The sequence below is a fragment of the Ensifer sp. R-19 genome, assembly GCF_049905105.1.
GTDB lineage: Bacteria > Pseudomonadota > Alphaproteobacteria > Rhizobiales > Rhizobiaceae > Ensifer.
The window spans coordinates 948716-970656 of sequence record NZ_CP184570.1; the positions used below are offsets into that span (position 1 = coordinate 948716).

The window sequence follows — 21941 nt, forward strand, 5'->3', positions numbered from 1 at the left end:
GATGGCGGTCTTCGAAGTCAAAAGGGGGAACTCCCCGGTCATTCTCGGATTTCCGCATACCGGCACTGACGTGCCGGCTGCGATCTGGGATCGGCTCAACGACAACGGCCGGATATTGGCCGATACCGATTGGCATATCCACCAGCTCTATGACGGCCTGCTGCCGGAGGTGACCGTCGTTCGCGCCACCTTCCACCGCTACGTGATCGACGCCAACCGCGATCCCGCGGGCGTCAGCCTCTACCCCGGCCAGAACACGACCGGCCTGATCCCGGAAACGGATTTCGACGGTAAGCCGATCTGGAAGGATGGAGAGGCACCAACCGAAGCCGATATCGCCGAACGCCTTCGGACGTTCCACGCGCCCTATCATGCGGCGCTTGCCGCCGAGATCGAGCGCGTCAAGGCGATCCATGGCGTCGTCGTGCTCTATGACTGCCATTCGATCCGCTCGCACATCCCGTTCCTCTTCGAAGGAAAGCTGCCGGATCTGAACATCGGCACCGACATGGGCAAGACCTGCGCGCCGGAAATCGAGAAAGAAACGGGAGAAATCGCTGCTGCAGCAAAAGGTTACAGCAGCATTCTCAATGGTCGCTTCAAGGGTGGATGGACGACCCGCCACTATGGGCGCCCCGAGACTGGCGTGCACGCGATCCAGATGGAACTCGCGCAATCGACCCATCTGGCAGCGGAAGAACCACCCTTCGCGCTCGACGCCGCCCGTACCTCACTGCTGCGCGTGCCGCTGAAAGCCATTTTGAACCGCATCGAAACCATCGCATTTGACCTCAAGAGACAGACAGGGAGCGAGGCATGACCATGAACAATCCGCGCCACAACATTCGCGACGTGCGCGCCCCCCAGGGCACGACGCTCAACGCCAAGAGCTGGATGACCGAAGCGCCGCTGCGCATGCTGATGAACAACCTCGATCCGAACGTGGCGGAAAACCCGCACGAACTGGTCGTCTATGGCGGCATCGGCCGCGCGGCGCGCACCTGGGCCGATTTCGACAAGATCGTCGAGACGCTCAAGGACCTGAACGAAGACGAAACGCTGATGGTGCAGTCCGGCAAGCCGGTCGGCGTCTTCCGCACCCATAAGGATGCGCCGCGCGTTCTCATCGCCAACTCCAACCTCGTGCCGCATTGGGCGACCTGGGATCATTTCAACGAGCTGGATAAGAAGGGTCTCGCCATGTACGGCCAGATGACCGCCGGCTCGTGGATCTACATCGGCACTCAAGGCATTGTTCAGGGCACCTACGAAACCTTCGTCGAGGCCGGCCGCCAGCACTATGGCGGCAACCTCAAGGGCAAATGGGTGCTGACCGGCGGCCTCGGTGGCATGGGCGGTGCCCAGCCGCTCGCAGCGGTCATGGCCGGCGCCTCGTGCCTTGCCGTCGAATGCAACCCGGATTCGATCGATTTCCGCCTGCGCACCCGCTATCTCGACGAAAAGGCCGAAACGCTGGACGAGGCGATGGAGATCATCGCCCGCTGGACGAAGAACGGTGAGGCGAAGTCCGTCGGCCTGCTCGGCAACACCGCTGAAATCCTGCCGGAAATGGTTCGCCGCGGCATCCGCCCCGACATGGTCACCGACCAGACCTCGGCACACGACCCGGTCAACGGCTACCTGCCGAAGGGCTGGACCATGGCCGAGTGGAAGGCCAAGCGCGAGAGCGACCCGAAGGTTGTCGAAAAGGCCGCTCGCGCCTCGATGCGCGAGCATGTCGAAGCGATGATCGCCTTTCAGGACATGGGCATCCCGACCTTCGACTACGGCAACAACATCCGCCAGGTCGCCAAGGAAGAGGGCCTCGAAAACGCTTTCGCCTTCCCGGGCTTCGTTCCGGCCTATATCCGCCCGCTATTTTGCCGCGGCATCGGACCGTTCCGCTGGGCGGCTCTCTCCGGCGATCCGGAAGACATCTACAAGACCGACGCCAAGGTCAAGGAACTGCTGCCCGACAACAAGCACCTGCACAACTGGCTGGACATGGCGCGCGAGCGCATCTCGTTCCAGGGCCTGCCGGCACGCATTTGCTGGGTCGGCCTCGGCGACCGCCATCGCCTCGGCCTCGCCTTCAACGAGATGGTCAGGAACGGTGAGCTGAAGGCGCCTGTCGTCATCGGCCGCGATCACCTCGACTCGGGCTCGGTCGCCTCGCCGAACCGCGAAACCGAAGCGATGAAGGATGGCTCGGACGCCGTTTCCGACTGGCCGCTGCTCAACGCGCTACTCAACACCGCCTCGGGTGCGACCTGGGTGTCGCTGCACCACGGCGGCGGCGTCGGCATGGGCTTCTCGCAGCACTCGGGCGTCGTCATTTGCGCCGATGGCACGGATGATGCAGCCAAGCGACTGGAGCGCGTGCTCTGGAACGACCCGGCGACCGGCGTCATGCGCCACGCCGATGCGGGCTACGACATCGCTCTTGATTGCGCCAAGGACAAGGGCCTGCGCCTGCCGGGTATCCTCGGCAACTGATACGCTTTCGACTGACATACTCAACGGAAATGCTGATAGGGGCGCCGAAAGGCGCCCCTATCACTTTTTGATGAGACAAGTACCGGGACTGCGTCTTCCTTGCTTCGGCGCCTTGCAACTGTTGATCGCAATGCTAGAAAAATAATGATGCCATCGCATTTCTGACGATGCGTTGCAGAAGATCTCTTTTCGCTCAAGCGAGCGCTGATTGTTTATGAGAAGGCTTCATGTGTAAGGGCAGAAACAAGAGAAGAACCATTAGACATCCTATGTTTGCCGTGGGGCTTCTTACGAGCGTCTTTATTGCTTCGTCTTCGGTCGCCCAGAACGTGAGTTTCTTCGGCCCTGTTCGCAACGGAGAGCGGCATTTTACCGCCTTCCCGGAGTATATCGGCGTCGGAATGAGCCAAGGGGAGACCAAGAAGAGGGACGTGGTCTTCTCAACAATTCAGATGCTCGCCATCACTGCCGGAATTGAGGTGCGAGCCCAACCAGGCCTCGGAAGAAACACCATCGGCGTGATATTCAGAAAAGATGTCGTCCAGAATGGCCGGGTCGACGTTCGCAAAATTGAAGATTTCGGCTTCGACCCCTACTACAGCAAATTGCTCAACGACACGGCAGGAAGCGGCCCAGGAAACTGCGCCTCTGCCGTGAACTATTCTGCGGAAGGGCGGTTTGACCGAGCCGTCGTCGTTGCAAACAATGATGTCCCCGATCAGGAATTGGCGACCTGCGTGGCTCAGGCCCAGGCGCATGCGCTGGGGATAGCCACCTTTAACTCCAGCAAGGCCGACTTCTCGCGCTTCTTCGCGAGAATTATGATCCTTGTCGATCAAAAGAAGAGATGTCTCCAGGACAACCAAACCACATTGACCTGCAAATTTGTCGATGAGCCCTGGGACTAACCCGGTTCGCGGCTGACCGTCCTCTTTCCTTTTCTATCGCCATCGAGCACCAGCAGCAGCAACAACCCGGCAAATCCTGCAACACCACCGAGCAGCGCCGTTCCGGAATAGTTGCTGATCCGAGTGCCGAGCGCAAAAAGCCCGGCGCAAAGCCCGCCGCTCAGGAAAAGGTTCACGGCAAGCAGCGAGCTGCCCAATCCCGGCCGGTCGGCAATCAGGTCCTGAAGGTAGCTGATCGGGATGGTGATCAGCGCGGCTGCGCCAAAGGCGCTGATGAGCGTGAGCGCGTAGATCTGCCAGGTGGCATTGGAAAAGCCGAGCAGCACCATGTAGCCGATGTAGATAGCCGTCCCCAACGCCAGCGCCTTGAACGGCACCAGGCTCAACTGGATGCGCGCCCAGACGAAAATGAAGACGACTTCCAGGAAGGCGACGATGCCGACGATGATGCCGATATCGGTGACGCTACCGCCGATCTCGTCGGTCATGATCAGCGGCAGCACGGCGGCATTGACGTGCAGGGTCGACGTGATCGTCGCAACCGCAATCACCCGCAGGAAGATGCGCGGCGTCAGGATCTCCCGGAACGAGGTCCAGTAGGACAGCCGCTTGCCGAGCGAAGCGTCAGCCCCGCCTTCGTTGGGCAATCGAAAATAGACGATCAGCAGATTGGCCGCGCAGCCGAGGCTGGCGAGCAGATAGGCCGGCAGCATGCTTTCGCCGCCCGCCAGCGCGAAGCCGACCAAGCCCGGCACCAGGACCCAAGACACCGATATGGCCGCACGAGCGCCCGTCGTCAGCGACGCCGCATCGTGGCCGCTCATGCGGCGCGCGATGCTGCGCACATTGGCAAAAAGCAGGGTGTAAAGCGCGCCGTAGATCGGCAGCAGCAAAAGCACGCTGACGACGAAACTCGTCTGGTATGGCAGCACATAAACGATGCCGTAGCCGACGACGCCGAAGAGGATCGCCGTCGACATCAGCACGCGATAGTTGCCGACGCGGTCCGCCAGGATGCCGATCGAGACGCTGACGATGACGTTCACGGTCGAGGCAAGAAGGATCAGCAGCGAATAGACGGCGTCGCTCAAGCCCAGTTCGTTGATGCCGACAACCGACTGATAGGGCGAGGTGGCAGCGCCTGCAAAGCCGAAGAGGAAGATCGCCAGCATGCTGATCCGCATGGCCGGGTTGCGCGTGGCGCTAAGTATGGTGGAAGTCATGCTAGAACGTATCCGCGAAGCGGGTGAAGGGCACTGTATGGTTCCTTAAATCGGGACCGAGTTAAGGACAAACATGCAGTAACTTAGAGCGTTACAGCGACCTGACGCGTCTTGAACGACGTGCGGCGCCGCAGAGGAGGGCCTACCCGAAAATTCGGGTAGGAAAAATACAGATAGTAAAGCCTCAGCCACCGCTCGACCAACGGGACGAGAAGCGGGCGACAGGCTCGAAGACAAAGTCCTGGTCGAACGGATAAGCAGGCCGCTGACGGCGCAAGCTCGCAAGGCCGGCGATGCCCTGATTGACGACGCCTTCGGTCAAAGCCATCAGATTGGGATTGGCGATCGGCGCGAGTTCGGGCGACAGATAACCCGACTTGACGACGAGCAGCCGCACGGCCTGGGGATCGAGACCGAGCCGACGGAAATCCTCGATATCGTGATAGGGCCTGCGGCGCGCGGCAATGACGATATCGATGGCGCCGACGCGCACCACCGCCTGCCGCTCCCTCTCCGCCCCAGGATCATCGAGCCTGACGACCTCCACCAACATTTCGGCGCAGGGGCTTGCCGGGTCGAGGCTACCGCCGATCTTGAGCATCAGCGTTTCGCCTGCACCGGCAGCAAAGCAGGCTTCCACCGCGGGGCGATCGGTTATGCCGGCGATCAGGGCACCGCGCCAGCCGCGTGCCAGCAGTGCCTTCAGCACATCGGCTCGGTCACCGACACCGCCACCGGTCGGATTGTCGCCGGAGTCCGCGAGGATGATCGGCGTCGTCGTCGCCCGTTCGGCGATATCCAGCATCTCGTTGAGCGGTCCGGTCACCGGGCCAAAGCGGAAGTTGCTGCGCTCAGCCCAGTAGCCCGCGGCAATCTCTTCGGCCGCCCGCTTGGCTGCGGCCTTATCGGTGGCGGTCACGACGGCGCAGGCGGTCGCCCGAGGCTCGTCGGCCCAGACGTAGCCGACCATCAGGTTAGCGTCGAGAATGCCCGGCCGCTTATCGATCTCCGGCAGTTGAGCGTAGAGCGATTTCGCCGGCTCGTCTTCGGTCGAGGTGCATTCGCCGGGCAGAAGCACCGGAACCGGCGCCCATGCAATACCCGGACGCGTTCCGTCTCTGAGCGCCGAGACGAGCATCGACCAGGCGCGGGTCATGGTTTCCGGCGTGTCGATATGCGGCGCGGTGCGATAGGCTGCAAAGATGTCGAGCTGATCGATGATCCTCCGGCTGACATTGCCGTGCAGGTCGTAGCTTGCGGCAATCGGGCAATCGAAACCGACAACGCCGCGGGCGGCCGAAATCCAGTCGCCCTCTGCGTCGTCCATGCCATCGACCTTGATCGCACCATGCATGGCGAGATAGAGCCCGTCGATCGGCACGGCCGCACGGAGTCCCTCGAGAAACTCTGCCTTGAATGCGTCGTAGACCCCTCGCGATACGGGACCGCCGGGTACGGCGCGTACGTGCAGTAGCGGCAGATGCTCGACGTCCTCGGCTTTCATGAAGCTGAAGTATTCGGCCTCCAGCAACGCCTGCCCGCGTAGCACGCGAAAGTCCTCTTCCGTCATCAGGACGGGCGAATAGGTGCTGCATTCAGTGTGGATGCCACCAACGGCGATGCGCATGGGCTTTCCTCTTAGAGATTGGGGCTGAGCGGAGCGATGGCCGCGAAGCGCAGCCAGTCCTTCGCCGCCTTAGGTGTCCAGGCCGCCTCGGCAATCGCCGGAAGCCGCGGGAAGACAAGGCGGTTGAAATAGCTGCGGGAGAGGTAATGCTCAGACCAGATGCAGGCCTGGACGCCCTTGAGGCGCGGCTTCAGATCCTCGGGGAACTCACCCTCAGCCTCATAGCCATAGGTATGCGCCGGCGTCGCGGTCCCGGCCCAGCTGGCGCCCGGTTCCTGCCACGCATCGGCCTGCGCCATGTCGAGATAATAGGCCTGTCCGGGAGTCATCACCACGTCATAACCTTCGCGTGCCAGTTCGATGCCGACCTCCGGCCGCTCCCAGGCCATCAGCAGCGTATCTTCGGTCGAGACACCGCCGCCATGCGCCACCTCGTTCCAGCCGGCGAGCTTGCGGCCACGCGCCGTCAGCATCTGTTTCACCCGCTTCAGGAAATAGGACTGCAGCGCGAAGGTGCCGGAAATGCCCTCCTGCTCCATCAGCGTCTTGGCAAGCGGAGAAGCGAGCCACGAGCCGTTCGCCACTTCGTCGCCGCCGATATGGAGGTACTTGCTCGGGAAGAGCTCGACCATCTCATCGAAGACTTTCTCGAGGAACTCATAGGTGAAGGCGACGGCCGGGTTGAGCGCATTGTTCGGATAACCTTGCACCGAGTGGTAACTCTCGGGCGCCTCCTGGCCATCGGAGAGATCCGGCAGAGCGACGAGCGTCGCCGCACTGTGTCCGGGAATGTCGATCTCCGGCACGACATCGATGTGAAGTGCGCTTGCCTGCGCGACGATCGCCTTTACGTCAGCCTGGCTGTAGAAGCCGCCGACGGGTTCTGCACCATTGCCGAGCTGCGGCAGCAGCGCCTCATCTGGGCCGCGCAGCACACCAAGCGTCGTCAGCTCCGGAAACGCCTTGATCTCCAGGCGCCATGCCTCGTCGTCCGTCAGGTGCCAGTGGAAGATGTTGAGCTTGAACCAGGCGAGGATATCGATCAGCCGCGCCACATTGGTGGCCGGATAAAACTGGCGGGATACATCGAGATGGCAGCCGCGCCAGCCGTAGCGAGGCTTGTCCGAGATTGTACCGCTCGTCGGGAAGCGAAATTTACCGGGATGATTGCGCGCTCCGTCCAGAAGCTGGGCAAGGCTGGTCAAGCCATATTGCCGGCCGGCGCTGCCGCCGTAGCCCAGGCGAACTTCAGCTTCGGAGAATTCAAGGCGATAGGCTTCTGCCGCCAACCCGGCATCCGCCGTGAAGACGACCGGCCGCCCCTGCTTCGACGTCGCAAGGCTGAAGGGCGCATGCGCCGCAGGGAACAATCGATGGAACATCGACAGCACGGTAGCAACCGCCGCAATCTCGTCTTGCCCGGCCCCAGCGGCCGGATAGAGAACGACCGGGAAACCAGTTCCAGCCCGAAGCTCGAGCATCGCCGGCCAAGGCTGCAGCGCATAGGGCTGGTCGAGTTCACCTTCCGGCAGCCGCACCGGCGGCGGCTCGCTGACGGCGTTCTCAAGAAGCAAATCCGAGACGGCGACCGGGACGTGGCGGCCATCGGCAAGCGTCAGATAGGCGGACTTGGCTCCGTCGGTGCAATGGCGTGCATTGCGATGCAGGCCGCTGACGGTGAAGGTCCAGCTTCCGCCGCTCTCGATCGCCAGCCCCTCGGGCGGCGCAAACTCATGAAAATTGGCGTTGCGACGCAGGAACACCGCATTCTCGCAGGCCTTGGGATCAATGACCCGCGTCAGCGACGTATAGACGACCCTGAAACCGGAAAGCGGTGCGGCGGAGAAATTGAACAGCGTGAAGGTGAACCGACCAAAGGGCCCGCCATCCGGCTGCCAAGACGCCTCGAGACGATAGGAAACCGGCTGCATGCTCTTCCTCCAAATGCAGTGTCAGTAGTGGCTTGATTGTGAAAACGTGCGGGCCAGTTCCGCCTGGCCGGCAGTGAGCCCGCAATCGACAGGCAGGCAGACGCCCGAAATGGCCGCAGCGAGCGGTCCCGCCAGGAAATGCACCGCATTGGCGACATCATCAGGGTTGACGATCCGCTGCAGCGGATACCAGCGACGTGCCTCCTCGAAGACATCCGGATTTGACGCCGCCCTCGCTTCCCAGGCCTGGGTGCGCACAGTACCGGGTGCGACGGCATTCGAGCGAATGCCGAACTTGCCGTATTCCACTGCGATCAGCCGCGTCAGATGCAGGAGGCCCGCTTTTGCGGCGCTATAGGCCGGGTGGCCGAAGACGTTCATGCCGTTGACCGAGGCAATATTGATCACCGATCCGCGGGTCTCTTTCAGCATATCCTCGACGGCGCGGAAGCACAGGAAGGCCGCTTCCAGATTCAGCGCATTGTCCATGCGCCAGATCTCCGGTGTCGTATCGTGCAGGCTGACGGCACGGGCCGCGCCGGCATTGTTGACGAGCGTGCGCACCGCTCCCCTTTCCTTTGCCGTCGCGGCCATCGCCGCAACGCTTGTCGTATCGGTTACGTCGCAGGCAACGGCCACGAAGCGGTTGTCATCGCCGAGCGTGCGCGCCGCCCGTTCAGCGGCGTCCGCGTCGATGTCGACGAGCAGGATCACATCGTGATCGTCGGAAAGCTTGCGCGCGATAGCGCGGCCGATATCGCCGGCTGCACCGGTTACGATCGCGAGGGATTGCGTCATGCGCTGACCTTTCGCGGCACGTCAGTCTCCGAGAAGCTGGCGATCGTCACCGTCGCGGTGCGTGACCAGCTGCTGCTTGATGCGCCGAAGTGTGGTCGTCGCCTGGGGCTGCACCCGGTAGGCGACGAGGCTGGAGAGGATATCGAGCAGCGCCAGATAGGCGATGCGGGTGGAAGTGGGCCGGTAGATGTTGTTGCCCTCGGGCAGATCGACCGGCACGGTGATGCTGGCGGCGGCCGCCACCGGACTACCGCTCTGTGTCAGCGCGATGGTCGGCACCTTCAGTTCGCGGGCGAGCGTAAAAGCGCGCACGAGCTCGGCGTTGCGGCCGGAGAAGGACGAGCCAATGAGCACGTCGGTCGGCCGCGCCGCCGCCGTCATCATCAGCTGCATGCTGTGATCGGAGCTGGAGGTGATGCGAAGACCATAGCGGAACAGCCGGTTCTGCAACTCGCCGGCAATCATCGAGGAATTACCACCGGAACCAAAGGCGTAGATCATTTCCGCTGCGGCAATGAGCTCTACGGCCTGCTCGATCGCCGCCAGGTCAAGCGAGCGATGCAGAAGGAACAGCGCGTTCTGCGACTTGGTGATGATGTCCTGCGCGACATCGCCGGTCTCGCGGCTCTTCGGCTCCGGTTTCAGATAGCGCATGCCGATATAGGCGGTGCGGGCAAGTTGCACCTTGAAATCGGAGAAGCTGTCGCAGCCGAGCCGGCGACAGAAGCGGGTGACGGTGGGCGGCGACACGTCCGCCTTGCTCGCCAATTCGATGATGGAGGCGTTCACCGCAAACTCGAAATCATTCAGGAGAATGTCGGCAATGCGGTTTTCCGATTGGGAGAGCCGCCCTTTTTCTTCCTGTAGTGTCGCGAAGATGTCCATCGCCCGCTTGCGCCTTGCTTATTGATCAGCCTTCCTTCGGCTTATAGGCGACGCAGTCGATCTCGACCTTGCAATCGACCATCATCGACGACTGGACGCAGGCCCGCGCCGGCGGATGAGCACCGAAATACTCTTGGTAGATCTTGTTGAATGTCCAGAAATCACGCGGATCGTCGAGCCAGACACCACAACGAACCACATGCTGCGGACCGTAGCCGGCTTCGGTCAGGATGGCCAGCACGTTGGCGATTGTCTTGTGGGTTTGCGGGATAATCCCACCCTCGATGATCTCGCCATTTTCCATGGCAACCTGGCCGGAAACATAAAGCCAGCCGTCCGCTTCCACCGCACGGGCGAAAGGCAAGGGTTTGCCGCCCGCGCCGACCTGTTCCGCACCATAGCGCTTGATCGTCATCATGAGCCTTCTTGCAAATTATTTTCTTTGATCGTTGACAAGTGACCATAGAAAGCTGAATTTGGCTAGCGAAAAACACCATTCATGAAAAGAATTTCAATCCAGGGCGCGAATATGCGGGATCCTTTCCTCAATCCATTCCCCTCCTCCGACACGGCACGCCACTCGATCTGGGAGATGCTCGTCTCTCGCGATATTACCGCCTTCCTGGCCGCAGACTGGTCGATGGTCGCAGGTGATTTCGTCGAGGACGGCTTCATCGGCATCGACGGCCGCCGCGAAACCAATCCGGACAATTGGCGGCTGACCTTCCCGTCGCTTGCGGCCTATCGCGAGGAGTGGCTGCGCCAAGCTAACGACTTTGCGACGCAGAGCTTCGCCGAAGATCCGCGCAATGCGATCTTCACGACGACGACTCTCGAAGACATCGAGATCAACGGCGACCAGGCGCTGGCGCGCAAGAAATTCGATGGCAGCCTCAAGAAGTCGGACGGCAGCGTCGACATCCTGAAATGGCAGACCGTCTACTATTGCCGCCTGCACGAGGGACGCTGGAAGATTGCCGGCTTTACCGGCTACTTGCCGAACCCGATGGGCCCGGCCTGAAAGACGCGATAGAAAAGGCAAAGGCATTGCGGATCTTCACAGCGGCGCTTGCGACCGAAACCAACACCTTCTCCCCGATCTGCATCGACCGCCGGGCCTTCGAAGCGTCGCTCTACGCGCCGCCGGGAGAACACCCGGAAACACCGACGCTTTGCACCGCGCCGATTACCGTCGGCCGCCGCGTCGCCGCAAAGAACGGTTGGCAACTGATCGAGGGCACCGCGACCTGGGCGGACCCGGCTGGCCTCGTCAACCGGGAGACCTATGAAGGCCTGCGCGACGAAATCCTCGACCAGCTACGCGCTGCCATGCCCGTCGACGCTGTAGTGCTCGGCCTGCACGGCGCCATGGTCGCGGACGGCTACGAAGATCCGGAGGGTGACCTGCTGACGCGCGTCCGGGAGATCGTTGGCCCCGACATCCTCGTCTGCGCCGAACTCGACCCCCATAGCCACCTGACGGCCAAGCGCGCTGCCGCGTCGAACTTCTTCGTCTACTTCAAGGAGTTTCCGCACACCGACTTCGTCGACCGTGCCGAAGATCTCTGGCGTATCGTCGTCGATACGCTCGAAGGGCGCGTCACGCCTGTCATGTCGATCTTCGACTGTCGGATGATCGACGTTTACCCGACCTCGCGCGATCCGATGCGCTCCTTCGTCGACAAGCTCATGCGCATCGAGAAAGAAGATGCGGACGTGCTCTCGCTCTCCGTGATCCACGGCTTCATGGCCGGCGACGTATCGGAAATGGGAACGAAGCTGCTTGCCGTCACCAACGGCAAACCGGAGAAGGGCGCGAGCCTCGCGCGGGAACTGGGTCTCGAACTCTTCTCCCACCGCGGAACCTTTATCATGCCGCAGATCGACGAGAAGCAGGCCGTTTCCGAGGCACTCGCCGCATCGAAGGGTCCTGTCGTGATTGCCGATGTCTGGGACAATCCAGGCGGAGGCACCGCCGGCGACGCAACGGTGCTGCTCGAAGAGCTCCTGGCGCGCGGCGCAACCGACGTTGCGGTCGGGACGATCTGGGACCCGATGGCGGTGCAGATCTGCATGGCGGCCGGCGAAGGCGCCGAGATCCCGCTGCGCTTCGGCGCCAAGTCGGCTCCCGGAACCGGTCATCCGGTCGATGGCACCGTCAGGGTGGTCAAGCTGGTGCGCGACGCCGAGATGCGGTTCGGGGAGAGTTTTGCCCCGTTCGGCGATGCCGCCCACATCGTCTTCAACGGCATCGACATCATCCTCAATTCGACGCGAGCGCAGAGCTTCGATCCGAGCCTGTTCTCGGTGATGGGCATCGACCCAACGGCGAAGAAGGTCCTGGTCATCAAGTCGACCAATCACTTCTATGCCTCGTTCTCGAAGATCGCGTCCGAAATCCTCTATTGTTCGGCCGGCACTCCCTATCCGAACAACCCTGCGAAGACCGACTACAAGCGGGCACCGAAGAACATCTGGCCGAAGGTCGCCGATCCGCACGCAGAAGGGCGCGGCCCGAACCGCGCCTAGAGTGCGGCCATCGCGTCTCGCCGACACCGGTACGACGGGCTTAGTACGCAGACAAAAAAGACCGCCGTCTTTCGCTAGACAGCGGTCTTTTTCCTTAGTTCTGAACGATCAGGCAGCCGCCGGATCGAGCACGCCCATGTCGATGTCGGTCAGTTCGACGCGACGTTCGAGCGCAAGGCCCGCCTCGTCGAACAGGTGGCAATCCGCAACCTTGATACCGGTCTGGATCGTCTCTTCCGGCCGGATCGCGGCCGTTCCCGGCAACATGGCGCAGAAGTTTTCGCCCTCGCCGCCGATCGCCGCATAGGCGACCGTATGGGCGCCGAGGCGTTCGATAACCGTTGGCGTGACCTTGAGGGTCAGGTCTCCGGAGCCCAGCGTGATATGCTCCGGCCGAACACCAAGCGTCAGTGTCCGCCCGGCAAGGCCGCTCTGCGGGTTGACGGGAATGACCACCGTCTGCCCCTTGTAGTCGACCTCGACACCGGCGTCGCTGATACCTTTGCAGGTGACCGGCAGGAAGTTCATCTTCGGATTGCCGATGAAGCCGGCAACGAAGGTATTGGCTGGCTTATGATAGAGCTCGAGCGGGGCGCCCGTCTGGGCGATCTGCCCGGCATTGAGGACGACGATCCGGTCCGCCATCGTCATCGCCTCGACTTGGTCGTGCGTGACGTAGATCATCGTTGCCTGCAATTGCCGGTGCAGTTTCGCCAGTTCGATGCGCATGTCCGCCCGAAGCGCCGCGTCGAGGTTCGAAAGCGGCTCGTCGAAGAGGAAGATCTTCGGCTCGCGCACGATCGCTCGCCCGATCGCGACACGCTGACGCTGGCCTCCGGAAAGCATCCCGGGCTTCTGCTGCAGGCGCTGATCAAGGTGCAGGATGCGTGCTGCATGCTCCACCTTCGCCTTCAGCTTCTCCTCGGCCATCTTTTCCACGCGAAGCGGAAAGGCGATATTCTCGAAGACGGTCATGTGCGGATAGAGCGCGTAGGACTGGAAGACCATGGCGATACCACGCTTGACAGGCGGCAGGTCGTTGACGCGTTTGCCCTCGATCAGGATGTCCCCCGAGCTGGCCTCATCGAGACCGGCTATCATCCTGAGCAAGGTCGACTTGCCGCAACCGGAGGGTCCGACGAAAACGACGAACTCACCGTTCCTGACTTCGAGATCGATGCCTTTCAGCACCTCGAAAGTCCCGTAGAATTTCTGAATCCGATTGAGATTGAGCTGTCCCAAGAAACTGTCTCCGGCCACCGGCGAGAAGCGGCTCATTTATAGCAGAGTTAGGTGGGGCCGCGAACCGATCCCATCGGCGCGCGGCCCCGGTGGCCTTACTTGTACTCTTCGAGGTCCGCGGCCGCCTTCTTCAAGGCGTCGGCCGGCTCGGCCTTGCCGGTCACGACCGACTGGACCATCTCGATGATGACGTTCTGGAAGCCCTTGTAATCGGTGAAGAGCGGTTCCGGACCACCGTAGGTGATGCCGTCGATGAACGGCTTCCAGTAGGGATCCTTCTTGACGAACTCGTCGACCATCGGCGACGGACGCAGCGGCGTCAGGCCGGCGCCGCCCTGCAGCTCATACTCACCCTGCGGCCCCGGCGAGGTGATGAACTTCGCGAATTCGATCGCCTTCTCCTCGACGCCAGAGCCCTTGAAGATCGCCAGGCTGTCGGTGATGAGCAGCGTGCCCTCGCCCTTCGCTTCAGGACCGAGCGGCAGCGGCGCGACGCCCCAGTTGACCTTGGTTTCCTTCAGGCGCGTAGCCGCACCGGAGCCGGCCTGGATCATGCCGACCTTGCCGTCCAGGAAGATGGCGCGAACCTCGTTCTGCTCGTAGGCGGTGGCGCCTTCAACAGAATAGGGGGTGATGTCCTTGTAAGCCTGGAGTGCTGCCAGCACCTGCGGGCTGTCGATGACGACCTTGTCGCCGTCGATCACCTTGCCGTTGTTTGTGTACACCCAATGCATGAACTGGTGCATGGTGTTGTCGAAGGTCTTGGCCGGAAGGCCGTAGCCGGCGATGCCGGTCTTCTCCTTGATCGCCTTGGCGTATTCGATCTCTTCAGCCCAGGTCTTCGGCGGCTTCTCCGGATCGAGACCGGCCTGCTTGAACAGGTCCTTGTTCCAGTAGAGCGCCTTGGTCGAGAACGCGATCGGAACGCCCCACTGGTTGTCGTCGAAGGTTACGGTATCGACGATATTCGGGTAGTAGCTCTTCTTTTCCTCGTCCGTCATCGGGACGGGAACGATGAGCTCGTTCTGCGCGAACTCCTTCAGCGTGCGCGAGCCGACATAGGCCATGGCAACGGGCGTGCCGGCGGCGGCGAGCGTCGTGGCCTTGTCCTGGCACTGGGCCCAGCCGACGACTTCAGGCGTGACCTTCCAGCCCGGGTTCTTCTCTTCCCACTGCTTGATGTATTTCGCGTGGACCGCGTCCATGGTGTCGCCGCAGTAGATCCAGCTGATCTCCTGGTCGGCAGCCTTCGCGGTGACAGCGCCGAGCGCTGTCGACCCGAGCAGGGCCAGGGCGAGTACCCCTGTCTTGAAATGAATAGACACGTTTTATGCTCCCGTTCTCTGGTGGTTGACTTAAGTCTTATTGTTTCACCGCGCCCGCGGTCAGGCCGCTGACGAGATACCGTTGTAGGAGGAAGATCACGACGACAGCCGGCGCGATGCCGACGAAGCTCGCGGCCATGAGCTCGTTCCAGACCACTTCCTGGCGACCGAAATAGGCGAAGAGGCCGACCGGCAGCGGCATGTATTCGCTCTTGGAATTGAAGGTCAGGGCATAGATGAACTGTTGGGCATAGGCGCCGATGAAGGTGGTGATCGCCACCACGGTGATACCGGGCATGGCAATCGGAAGGATCACCCGTCGCAGCGTGTAGAAATGGCTGGCGCCATCGACGAAAGCGGCCTCGTCCAGTTCACGCGGAATGCGCATCATGTAGGTGCGCAAGAGCCAGATCGCCGAGGGGATCAGGAAGGCGACGCCCGGCACGATCATCGCGAGATAGGTGTTGAGCACGCCAAAAGTGCGCATTAGACGGAACAGCGGGATGAGCAGCACTGCGCCCGAGAACATGTTGACGGCGAGGAAGGCACCAAGCAGCAGCCCGGCGCCGCGAAAATTGAAGCGCGCAAAGGCATAGGCCGCGGGGATCACCAGTATCAGCACGATGGCGGTCACGATGGTGGAGATGAAGAAGGAGTTGAAGATGTAGCGGGCAAAGCCGGGCACGCTGACCCACATGGTCGAGTAGGCGGCAAACGAGCCGTTTTGCGGCCAGAAGCGATAGGGCGAGGAGAACAGCAGCCCGAGCGGCTTCAACGACACCAGGAACCCTTCGACGAAGGGCGCCAGAATGAAGCACAGGAAGACGAAGATACCGGCATAGATGCCAAGGAGCTCGTACCAGCGATAGCGGTTGATCATGGCAGGCTGGCTCATTTCTGTTCCCCCGCGGCAAGACGGCTGGTGACCCGGAAATAGGCAAAGCAGAAGATCGACAGGAAGATGCAGATCAGCACGGCGCGCGCGGCGCCTTCACCGTATTTCTTCGACCCGATGGCGGTACGGTAGGTATCGATGATCATCGTGGTGGTCTCACCGTTGGGGCCACCCTGGGTGAGAATCCAGATGATATCGAAGGAATTGAAGGTCGCGATCAGCGACAGCATCGACATCGTGATCAGCGACGGAATCAAGAGCGGCAGGGTGATTCGGCGGAAACGATAGAGGCGCCCTGCTCCGTCGGTCCAGGCAGCTTCATAGAGATCCTGCGGAATCGCCTGCATGGCCGCCAGCATATAGAGCGTCACCAGCGGCACGCCGATCCAAACGTCGGTGATGATCGTCGCCCAGAAGGCGGTGGACCCGTGGGCGAGGAAAGCGATGGGACCATTGGACAGTCCCAAATTCTGCAGCACGCCGGAGATCATGCCGAACTGGCCGTTGTACATCCAGCCCCACATGAAGATGCCGATCGCCATCGGTACGATCCATGGCGGCATGGTGAGCAAGCGGAAGAGCGCACGGCCGGGCACGGCGGCGTTCAGCATCGTCGCGCCGAAGACGCCGATGATCATCTTGATCGAGACCGAGAAGAACGTCCAGATGAAGGTCCGGAAGATGACCTCGGCGAAGGTCTCGTTGAAGATCTTGTCGTAGTTCGCCCAGCCGACCCAGTTGGTCGTCTTCTTCAGCGACGCATCCGTAAACGACAGGATGAAGGTATCGACCAGTGGATAGGCGACGATCACCGTGACGTAGAGGACGGCGGGAAGAAGCAGGATCCAGGCGAAGATGACCGTGCTGCGTTGAACACTCATCCCCACCTCCCCTTACGCAGCGCGCGAATGCAGTGCTTCGTCGAAACGGTCCCAGATGGGCCGGAGATCTATGACGCTCTTCTTGCGCCGCGCCTCGTCCATCGAAAGCGCCAGGATACCCGCTTCAAGCGCATCGAGCGTTGAAACCGGTAGCGGCCGGCCGTCACGAACATGGCCGATGATATCGGTCGCCATCTGCTCGTCGGCACCGTAGTGCTGCGACAGTTCCGTGGCGGCGTATTTGTTTTCGATGACCTTCTTGCCGGTCAGCATCTCGTGAACGTCGAAATAGCCACGGATGAAATCGCCCTCGGCCATGCCGCGCGAGCCCATGATGCAGAAGCGGCGGAATTGGTCCGGCACGTTGAGATTGGTGTGGAAGTTCATGCCGACGCCGTTGGCGTATTCGACGATCGCCACCTGGTAGTCGATGATGTCGCCGTCGCTGTCGAAGACCTTGTCGGAGCCCATCCAGCCGCTCGGCTTGCGATGGAAGAGTTCCAGATCGTTGATGCCTTCGCGGGCCGGATCGTTGGCGGGAATGAAGCTCTTGCGGCCGCCGAAGCTCGCGACCCGTTCCGGCCGCGCGCCGACGACACCATTGTAGAGATCAAGGTCGTGGCAGCATTTTTCCAGCATGAAACTGCCGGAATAACGCTCGTAGCGGCGCCAGTCGCGCATGAAGAAGGCGCCGTGATAGGGCTCGATATGCTCGGACGCTTCAATCGAGACGACTTGGCCGAGCTTGCCTTCCGCAAGGGCTGCGCGCAGGTCGCGATACATGGGCGCGTAGCGCAGCACCAGACCGACCATCAGGCGCTCATGGCCGAACTTCGCCATCAGCCCCGCGAGTTCCAGGCTCTCCTGGACCGTCGTGACGATCGGCTTCTCGCTGAACACCTTGAGACCGGCTTCGAGACCAATCCGGATATGATCGAGGTGCATGTGGTTCGGCGAGCCGATCATCAAGAGATCGAGCTTCTCGTTGGCGATCAGCTCTTCGGGGGTCGCGTAAGCCTTGCCGGCCGAGATGCCTTTTTCGGTGAGCGTGGACAAACCAGCCGGGTTCGGATCGACGTAGCCGGCGATCTCGAAGTTCTCGTCCATGGCCTTGAAGACATAGCCCAGATAACCCAAACGGAATCCGAGTCCGATGATGCCGACTTTCATGCTCGTCCTGTTCCCCTGCCTTTTGGCGTAATTTATTTTCGCAGACTGGGACAGTTTTTTCAGGCCGTCAACTCAAATCCGCATATTTTGTAAAATTGTGAAATTCATTTTCATACGACAGGCAAATGCCGAGAATGCAGGCAATTCATGGACAACTAAAAAGGGTGCGTATCCCGCAACTCTACGGCAGGAAGAAAGCGGTCCAGACCACTGCACGTTGCGTGGTTGACTTCTGATCAGTTCAGCCCTTTCCGACCAGCCGGTTTCGCCAGTGCAGCAGCCGCAGTAAAGGTCGAGCCAGATAAGGTCGCGGTATCTGGGGATGGTCGCCAACCGTCCCCTGCCGTGCGGCGCGCGCGCTCGGCTCGATCAGGAACGCAACGATCAGCGAGCTGCGAGTGGCGTATAGCTCCAGGGCGTCGTCCGACAGGAATATCCCCTGATCCCCCTCACCGAAGGCGATATCTCCGACCTTTATCGAGCCCGAAAAGAGATAAAAGTAAAGGTGTCGCCCCTCCGCCCGCGGAAACGCAGTCTTTGTCTCAGCCTCGAGCCGGAGATCGAAAAAGTCGACGCTGTTGCGCACGAAAAACGGTGCTGTGCCACCTTCCGGCCCGACAAGATGCCTCCATTGATTGACAGGTGCCACTGCAATGGGGCCGTGCTGGATGGCCGGTGGGAGATCGAGACCGTGAGGGCGCACGAGGATCTGGAGCATCCGCAACGGTGGATCACTCGGCAGGGTCTCCTCCGAATGCCAGAAGCTCTTTCCTGCGTTCATCACCATAAGGTGCCCGCTGTCCGTGACCAGTCTCCCGGTAGCGCGGTCATCGTGGCGCATGACACCCTCCGGCACCCATGACAGGATTTCATCGTTCTGGTGCTCGTGCATGGCGATCAGCCTGCCCGGCTCCAGGATCGACTCAACAACCATTGCTAGAGGGCCGTAGCCGTGATCACGCGGTCGTGGCAGCAGCCAACCGGGCATGTTGAGCCTGGCCTTGAACCCGCCCATATCCCTGACAAGAGGACTTTTGGCGCCGCGGTAGAGCATGGGTCACTCTATCACGCGCCATCGGCATTTGGCACGGCCGGCGAACGCTTTCCGGGCTTCCCGCCTTCCGACGGCACCTCACCGACCCATTCGAGCAGCGAGTTTCCTTTCGGCCGCCTGCAATCCGTCGTGCAGCAGCACCGCAAGTGTCGCGACGATCAGGCCACCCTGAACGACAAAGGCCAGATTGTTCGATTGCAGGCCGGCAATGATCACTTCGCCGAGGGTTTTCGCCGCGACCGTTGATCCGATCGTGGCCGTTGCCAGGCTGATGACCACCGAGAGTCGGATGCCTGCAAGGATCACCGGCATCGCCAGCGGCAGCTCCACCTTCAGGAGCCGTTGGCCGCCTGTCATGCCGGCACCGCGCGCCGCCTCCATGACAGATGGCGGCAATGTCGTCAGCCCCGTCAGCGCGTTCTCGAAGATTGGTAGCAGGCCATAGAGAAAAAGCGCGATCAATGTCGGCTTCTCACCGAAACCGAAGATGGGAACGGCGAGCGCCAGAACGGCCACCGGCGGAAAGGTTTGGCCGATGTTGACCAGGCTGCGCGACAGCGGCAGGAACTCGGCCCCGGATTCGCGCGTCACCAATATTGCCAAAGCAAGCGCAACCAAAGCCGCAGCAGCCACTGCGATGGCGACGGTGCGTAGATGCAGCAGCGTCAATTGCAATAGGCTGCCCTGATTGTAGATCACCGGCGCATTCGCCTGAACCAGCGGCCGCAGCAACGGTTCGAACCATTGCGGCTGCAGCAGGAAGGCGACCAAAACCAGGAAAAATCCCAAGCGAAAAAGCGTCGACAGTTTCGGCATCAGACTGGCCCGGCTGCCCGTTTCGCCAGCCCTTCGAGACTGACCTTGCCAATGATTGCCCCCGCGGGGTCAGCCACGGGCAGCGCGCTCCGCCCGGACCAGAGCAGTTCGGCAAGCGCCTCCCTTTGGCTGAGCGTGCTCGATATGGCTGTGCCGTCTGCTGACCCTGGTTCGACGGCACTCAAGACCGGCTCGATCGCGAGCAACCGATAAGGTCGTTCGCTGACCCCGATCAGGCTCTCGACGAACGGGGTCGCGGGCTTGATCAGCATTTCGGCGGGCGTCGCATATTGCACCACCTTGCCCTTGTCCATGACGGCGATGCGGTCCGCGAGCTGGAAGGCCTCCTCCATGTCATGGGTGACGAGAATGACCGTCGTCTCGAAGTGCTTCTGAATGGCGAGCAGATCATCCTGAGCCTTGGCACGGATGATCGGGTCGAGTGCGCCGAAGGGCTCGTCCATCAGCAGGACTTTCGGTTCGGCAGCCAACGCCCGGGCGACGCCGACACGCTGTTGCTGACCGCCGGAAAGCTCGTGCGGAAAGCGCGGCCCGAAGGCGCCCGGATCGAGCTGGAACAGTTGGAGAAGCTCGTCCACCTTGGCATCGATGCGCGCGCGCTCCCAACCGAGCAGCGTCGGCACGGTGGCGATGTTCTGCGCGACGGTACGGTGCGGAAACAGGCCGTGGCCCTGGATCGCGTAACCGATGCGGCGGCGCAGTTCATAGCCTGGCAGCGAACGGTTGTCCTCACCGTCGAGGCGGATCGTCCCCGAAGTCGGCTCCACCAGCCGGTTGATCATGCGCAGGAGCGTCGTCTTGCCGGAACCCGAGGTGCCGACCACGACGGTGACGGTGCGCGGTGCGATCGTCAGGCTGACGTCGTCGACGACGGCGGTCTCACCATAGCGCTTGGTGATGTTCTCGATCTCAATCATGAGGCCTCTGCCTGCCTGGTGTTGGGTGTGGCCATCTCGATCACCGCGTCGAGCACGATCGCCGCCGCAAAGGCGAGCACCACGGTCGGGACGGCGCCGAGCAGCACGAGATCCATCGCGGTCTGGCCAACGCCCTGAAAGACGAAGACGCCGAACCCGCCGCCGCCGATGAGGGCAGCGATGGTCGCCAGGCCGATGTTCTGGACGAGCACGATGCGGATGCCGGTCAGGATCACCGGAAAGGCCAGTGGAAATTCGATGCCGACCAGCCGTTGCCAATCGGTCATGCCGATGCCGCGGGCTGCGTCATTCGCATCCCTCGGAACGCCGGCCAGGCCGACGACGGTATTAGCAACCACTGGCAGCAGCGAATAGAGGAACAGCGCAACGAAGGCGGGTGCCACGCCGATGCCACGAATGCCGATCGTGGCAGCGCCCGGAACGTTCGCGGCGATCCAGCCGAGCGGTGCGATGAGAATGCCGAACAGCGCGATCGACGGGATCGTCTGGATCGCGTTCAGGACGCCCAGCAAACCGTCGCGCAATCGGGCGACGCGGTGACACAGTATACCGAGCGGAATGCCGACGATGGTCGCGGCCACAAGCGAGCCGAGCGCCAAGGTCACATGCTTTCGGGCTTCCGCCCAGAAAGTGTCCACCCGGCTCGCATATTCCCTAAGGATCGAGAGACCGTCCCAGGTACCGGAAAGCAAAAGCATCCCGACAAAGGCGAGCACGGCGACAAGCACCACGATGCGCATGAAGGGGGCTGGGCGCAATCGCGTCAGGGCATCGGCTGCCAGCAGCCCGAAAGCAAAGAGCATGACCCAGAAGCCGGAGGCAGGCGATACGCGGGCATAGGTGTTGCCCTCAGGCGTCAGGTGGCTGGCGGCGACGCCAATGCCGAGCGCCAGCACGGCCAGCGCTGCGAAGGCAGCGACAAGGCGCAGAATCGCCGGCGAGCGCATGGCCGCGACGAGCACGCCCACCAAAATCACCAGCAGCACTGCCGCGCTCCAGGGCTGCGGCAGGGACTCGACGATCGTCTTCGCCTCGCCGGCGACGATGCGATTGGCACGAAACGTTGCAAAAGGCGCGATGAAGGCGCCGCCAAGCGCCAAGGCCGCGATGATCGCTCCGAGCTTGTCAAAGCGGAGTTGTCTCAAACCACATTCCCTCCCCGCCTGTGCCGGCGCGACTTCGGCACCTGCAGGCACACCCCG

The 21941-nt window shown here is 61.8% G+C and carries 20 protein-coding genes; 5 read left to right on the forward strand and 15 right to left on the reverse strand.

The features are described from left to right. Position 1: 1 nt before the first annotated feature. From hutG to ACN9MO_RS23655, 3 genes are all read left to right on the forward strand, one after another. A complete protein-coding gene (hutG, locus tag ACN9MO_RS23645; protein WP_113132658.1) occupies positions 2–820 on the forward strand; it encodes an N-formylglutamate deformylase in 819 nt (272 codons plus the stop codon). Between the two features lie 2 nt (positions 821–822). Next, complete coding sequence (gene hutU, locus ACN9MO_RS23650; protein WP_162733620.1) at positions 823–2496, forward strand: urocanate hydratase; 1674 nt, start codon at positions 823–825, stop codon at positions 2494–2496. 269 nt (positions 2497–2765) lie between these two features. After that, a complete protein-coding gene (locus ACN9MO_RS23655) occupies positions 2766–3404 on the forward strand; it encodes a hypothetical protein (RefSeq protein ID WP_113132660.1) in 639 nt (212 codons plus the stop codon). Here the strand turns inward: ACN9MO_RS23655 and ACN9MO_RS23660 are convergent. From ACN9MO_RS23660 to ACN9MO_RS23685, 6 genes are all read right to left on the reverse strand, one after another. After that, entirely contained in the window at positions 3401–4627 is a 1227-nt protein-coding gene (locus tag ACN9MO_RS23660; RefSeq protein WP_113132661.1) for an MFS transporter, read from the reverse strand. The genes ACN9MO_RS23655 and ACN9MO_RS23660 overlap by 4 nt on opposite strands. A 184-nt stretch (positions 4628–4811) precedes the next feature. Next, positions 4812–6254, reverse strand: a complete 1443-nt coding sequence (locus ACN9MO_RS23665) for a M81 family metallopeptidase (RefSeq protein ID WP_113132662.1) — start codon at positions 6252–6254, stop codon at positions 4812–4814. Between the two features lie 11 nt (positions 6255–6265). Beyond that, a complete protein-coding gene (locus ACN9MO_RS23670) occupies positions 6266–8185 on the reverse strand; it encodes a beta-N-acetylhexosaminidase (protein WP_113132663.1) in 1920 nt (639 codons plus the stop codon). A 21-nt stretch (positions 8186–8206) separates the two neighbouring features. Further along, on the reverse strand, positions 8207–8983 hold the full coding sequence (locus ACN9MO_RS23675; RefSeq protein ID WP_112996957.1) for an SDR family oxidoreductase: 777 nt from the start codon (positions 8981–8983) through the stop codon (positions 8207–8209). Positions 8984–9004: 21 nt separating this feature from the next. Next, positions 9005–9868, reverse strand: a complete 864-nt coding sequence (locus ACN9MO_RS23680; RefSeq protein WP_113132664.1) for a MurR/RpiR family transcriptional regulator — start codon at positions 9866–9868, stop codon at positions 9005–9007. A 25-nt stretch (positions 9869–9893) separates the two neighbouring features. Continuing rightward, complete coding sequence (locus tag ACN9MO_RS23685; RefSeq protein WP_058324990.1) at positions 9894–10283, reverse strand: RidA family protein; 390 nt, start codon at positions 10281–10283, stop codon at positions 9894–9896. 114 nt (positions 10284–10397) lie between these two features. On the opposite strand from ACN9MO_RS23685, the gene ACN9MO_RS23690 reads away from it, so the two are divergent. Further along, positions 10398–10889, forward strand: coding sequence for a hypothetical protein (locus ACN9MO_RS23690; protein ID WP_113132695.1), 492 nt, complete (start codon positions 10398–10400; stop codon positions 10887–10889). Positions 10890–10915: 26 nt separating this feature from the next. Continuing rightward, complete coding sequence (locus tag ACN9MO_RS23695; RefSeq protein WP_113132665.1) at positions 10916–12397, forward strand: M81 family metallopeptidase; 1482 nt, start codon at positions 10916–10918, stop codon at positions 12395–12397. 108 nt (positions 12398–12505) lie between these two features. Here the strand turns inward: ACN9MO_RS23695 and ACN9MO_RS23700 are convergent, their stop codons facing one another. The 9 genes from ACN9MO_RS23700 to ACN9MO_RS23740 all read right to left on the reverse strand — a co-directional run bounded on the left by ACN9MO_RS23700 (position 12506) and on the right by ACN9MO_RS23740 (position 21884). Then, positions 12506–13639: an ABC transporter ATP-binding protein gene (locus tag ACN9MO_RS23700; RefSeq protein WP_057249164.1), complete on the reverse strand. Its 1134-nt coding sequence runs from the start codon at positions 13637–13639 to the stop codon at positions 12506–12508. A gap of 95 nt (positions 13640–13734) precedes the next feature. Beyond that, positions 13735–14964: an ABC transporter substrate-binding protein gene (locus tag ACN9MO_RS23705; protein WP_057249165.1), complete on the reverse strand. Its 1230-nt coding sequence runs from the start codon at positions 14962–14964 to the stop codon at positions 13735–13737. A gap of 37 nt (positions 14965–15001) precedes the next feature. Further along, positions 15002–15859 carry a carbohydrate ABC transporter permease gene (locus ACN9MO_RS23710; RefSeq protein ID WP_057249166.1) on the reverse strand — a complete coding sequence of 286 codons (858 nt, stop codon included), beginning with the start codon at positions 15857–15859 and terminating at the stop codon, positions 15002–15004. Beyond that, entirely contained in the window at positions 15856–16740 is an 885-nt protein-coding gene (locus ACN9MO_RS23715) for a carbohydrate ABC transporter permease (RefSeq protein WP_057249167.1), read from the reverse strand. Before ACN9MO_RS23715 ends, ACN9MO_RS23710 begins: the two co-directional genes overlap by 4 nt. Positions 16741–16752: 12 nt before the next feature. After that, a complete protein-coding gene (locus ACN9MO_RS23720) occupies positions 16753–17910 on the reverse strand; it encodes a Gfo/Idh/MocA family protein (protein ID WP_057249168.1) in 1158 nt (385 codons plus the stop codon). Positions 17911–18151: 241 nt separating this feature from the next. After that, on the reverse strand, positions 18152–18964 hold the full coding sequence (locus ACN9MO_RS23725; protein WP_113132666.1) for a pirin family protein: 813 nt from the start codon (positions 18962–18964) through the stop codon (positions 18152–18154). A 78-nt stretch (positions 18965–19042) separates the two neighbouring features. Then, complete coding sequence (locus tag ACN9MO_RS23730) at positions 19043–19780, reverse strand: ABC transporter permease (RefSeq protein WP_113132667.1); 738 nt, start codon at positions 19778–19780, stop codon at positions 19043–19045. After that, positions 19780–20718, reverse strand: a complete 939-nt coding sequence (locus tag ACN9MO_RS23735; protein ID WP_113132668.1) for an ABC transporter ATP-binding protein — start codon at positions 20716–20718, stop codon at positions 19780–19782. The genes ACN9MO_RS23730 and ACN9MO_RS23735 overlap by 1 nt, the downstream gene beginning before the upstream one ends. Next, complete coding sequence (locus tag ACN9MO_RS23740; RefSeq protein ID WP_113132669.1) at positions 20715–21884, reverse strand: ABC transporter permease; 1170 nt, start codon at positions 21882–21884, stop codon at positions 20715–20717. The genes ACN9MO_RS23735 and ACN9MO_RS23740 overlap by 4 nt, the downstream gene beginning before the upstream one ends. Positions 21885–21941: the final 57 nt, after the last annotated feature.

Excerpts from the sequence above, each read along its gene's own strand:
- hutG (WP_113132658.1), top strand. The coding sequence starts at position 2 with ATGGCGGTCTTCGAAGTCAAAAGGGGGAACTCCCCGGTCATTCTCGGA.
- hutU (WP_162733620.1), top strand. The coding sequence starts at position 823 with ATGAACAATCCGCGCCACAACATTCGCGACGTGCGCGCCCCCCAGGGC.
- ACN9MO_RS23655 (WP_113132660.1), top strand. The coding sequence starts at position 2,766 with ATGTTTGCCGTGGGGCTTCTTACGAGCGTCTTTATTGCTTCGTCTTCG.
- ACN9MO_RS23660 (WP_113132661.1), bottom strand. The coding sequence starts at position 4,627 with ATGACTTCCACCATACTTAGCGCCACGCGCAACCCGGCCATGCGGATC.
- ACN9MO_RS23665 (WP_113132662.1), bottom strand. The coding sequence starts at position 6,254 with ATGCGCATCGCCGTTGGTGGCATCCACACTGAATGCAGCACCTATTCG.
- ACN9MO_RS23670 (WP_113132663.1), bottom strand. The coding sequence starts at position 8,185 with ATGCAGCCGGTTTCCTATCGTCTCGAGGCGTCTTGGCAGCCGGATGGC.
- ACN9MO_RS23675 (WP_112996957.1), bottom strand. The coding sequence starts at position 8,983 with ATGACGCAATCCCTCGCGATCGTAACCGGTGCAGCCGGCGATATCGGC.
- ACN9MO_RS23680 (WP_113132664.1), bottom strand. The coding sequence starts at position 9,868 with ATGGACATCTTCGCGACACTACAGGAAGAAAAAGGGCGGCTCTCCCAA.
- ACN9MO_RS23685 (WP_058324990.1), bottom strand. The coding sequence starts at position 10,283 with ATGACGATCAAGCGCTATGGTGCGGAACAGGTCGGCGCGGGCGGCAAA.
- ACN9MO_RS23690 (WP_113132695.1), top strand. The coding sequence starts at position 10,398 with ATGCGGGATCCTTTCCTCAATCCATTCCCCTCCTCCGACACGGCACGC.
- ACN9MO_RS23710 (WP_057249166.1), bottom strand. The coding sequence starts at position 15,859 with ATGAGCCAGCCTGCCATGATCAACCGCTATCGCTGGTACGAGCTCCTT.
- ACN9MO_RS23715 (WP_057249167.1), bottom strand. The coding sequence starts at position 16,740 with ATGAGTGTTCAACGCAGCACGGTCATCTTCGCCTGGATCCTGCTTCTT.
- ACN9MO_RS23720 (WP_057249168.1), bottom strand. The coding sequence starts at position 17,910 with ATGAAAGTCGGCATCATCGGACTCGGATTCCGTTTGGGTTATCTGGGC.
- ACN9MO_RS23725 (WP_113132666.1), bottom strand. The coding sequence starts at position 18,964 with ATGCTCTACCGCGGCGCCAAAAGTCCTCTTGTCAGGGATATGGGCGGG.
- ACN9MO_RS23730 (WP_113132667.1), bottom strand. The coding sequence starts at position 19,780 with ATGCCGAAACTGTCGACGCTTTTTCGCTTGGGATTTTTCCTGGTTTTG.
- ACN9MO_RS23735 (WP_113132668.1), bottom strand. The coding sequence starts at position 20,718 with ATGATTGAGATCGAGAACATCACCAAGCGCTATGGTGAGACCGCCGTC.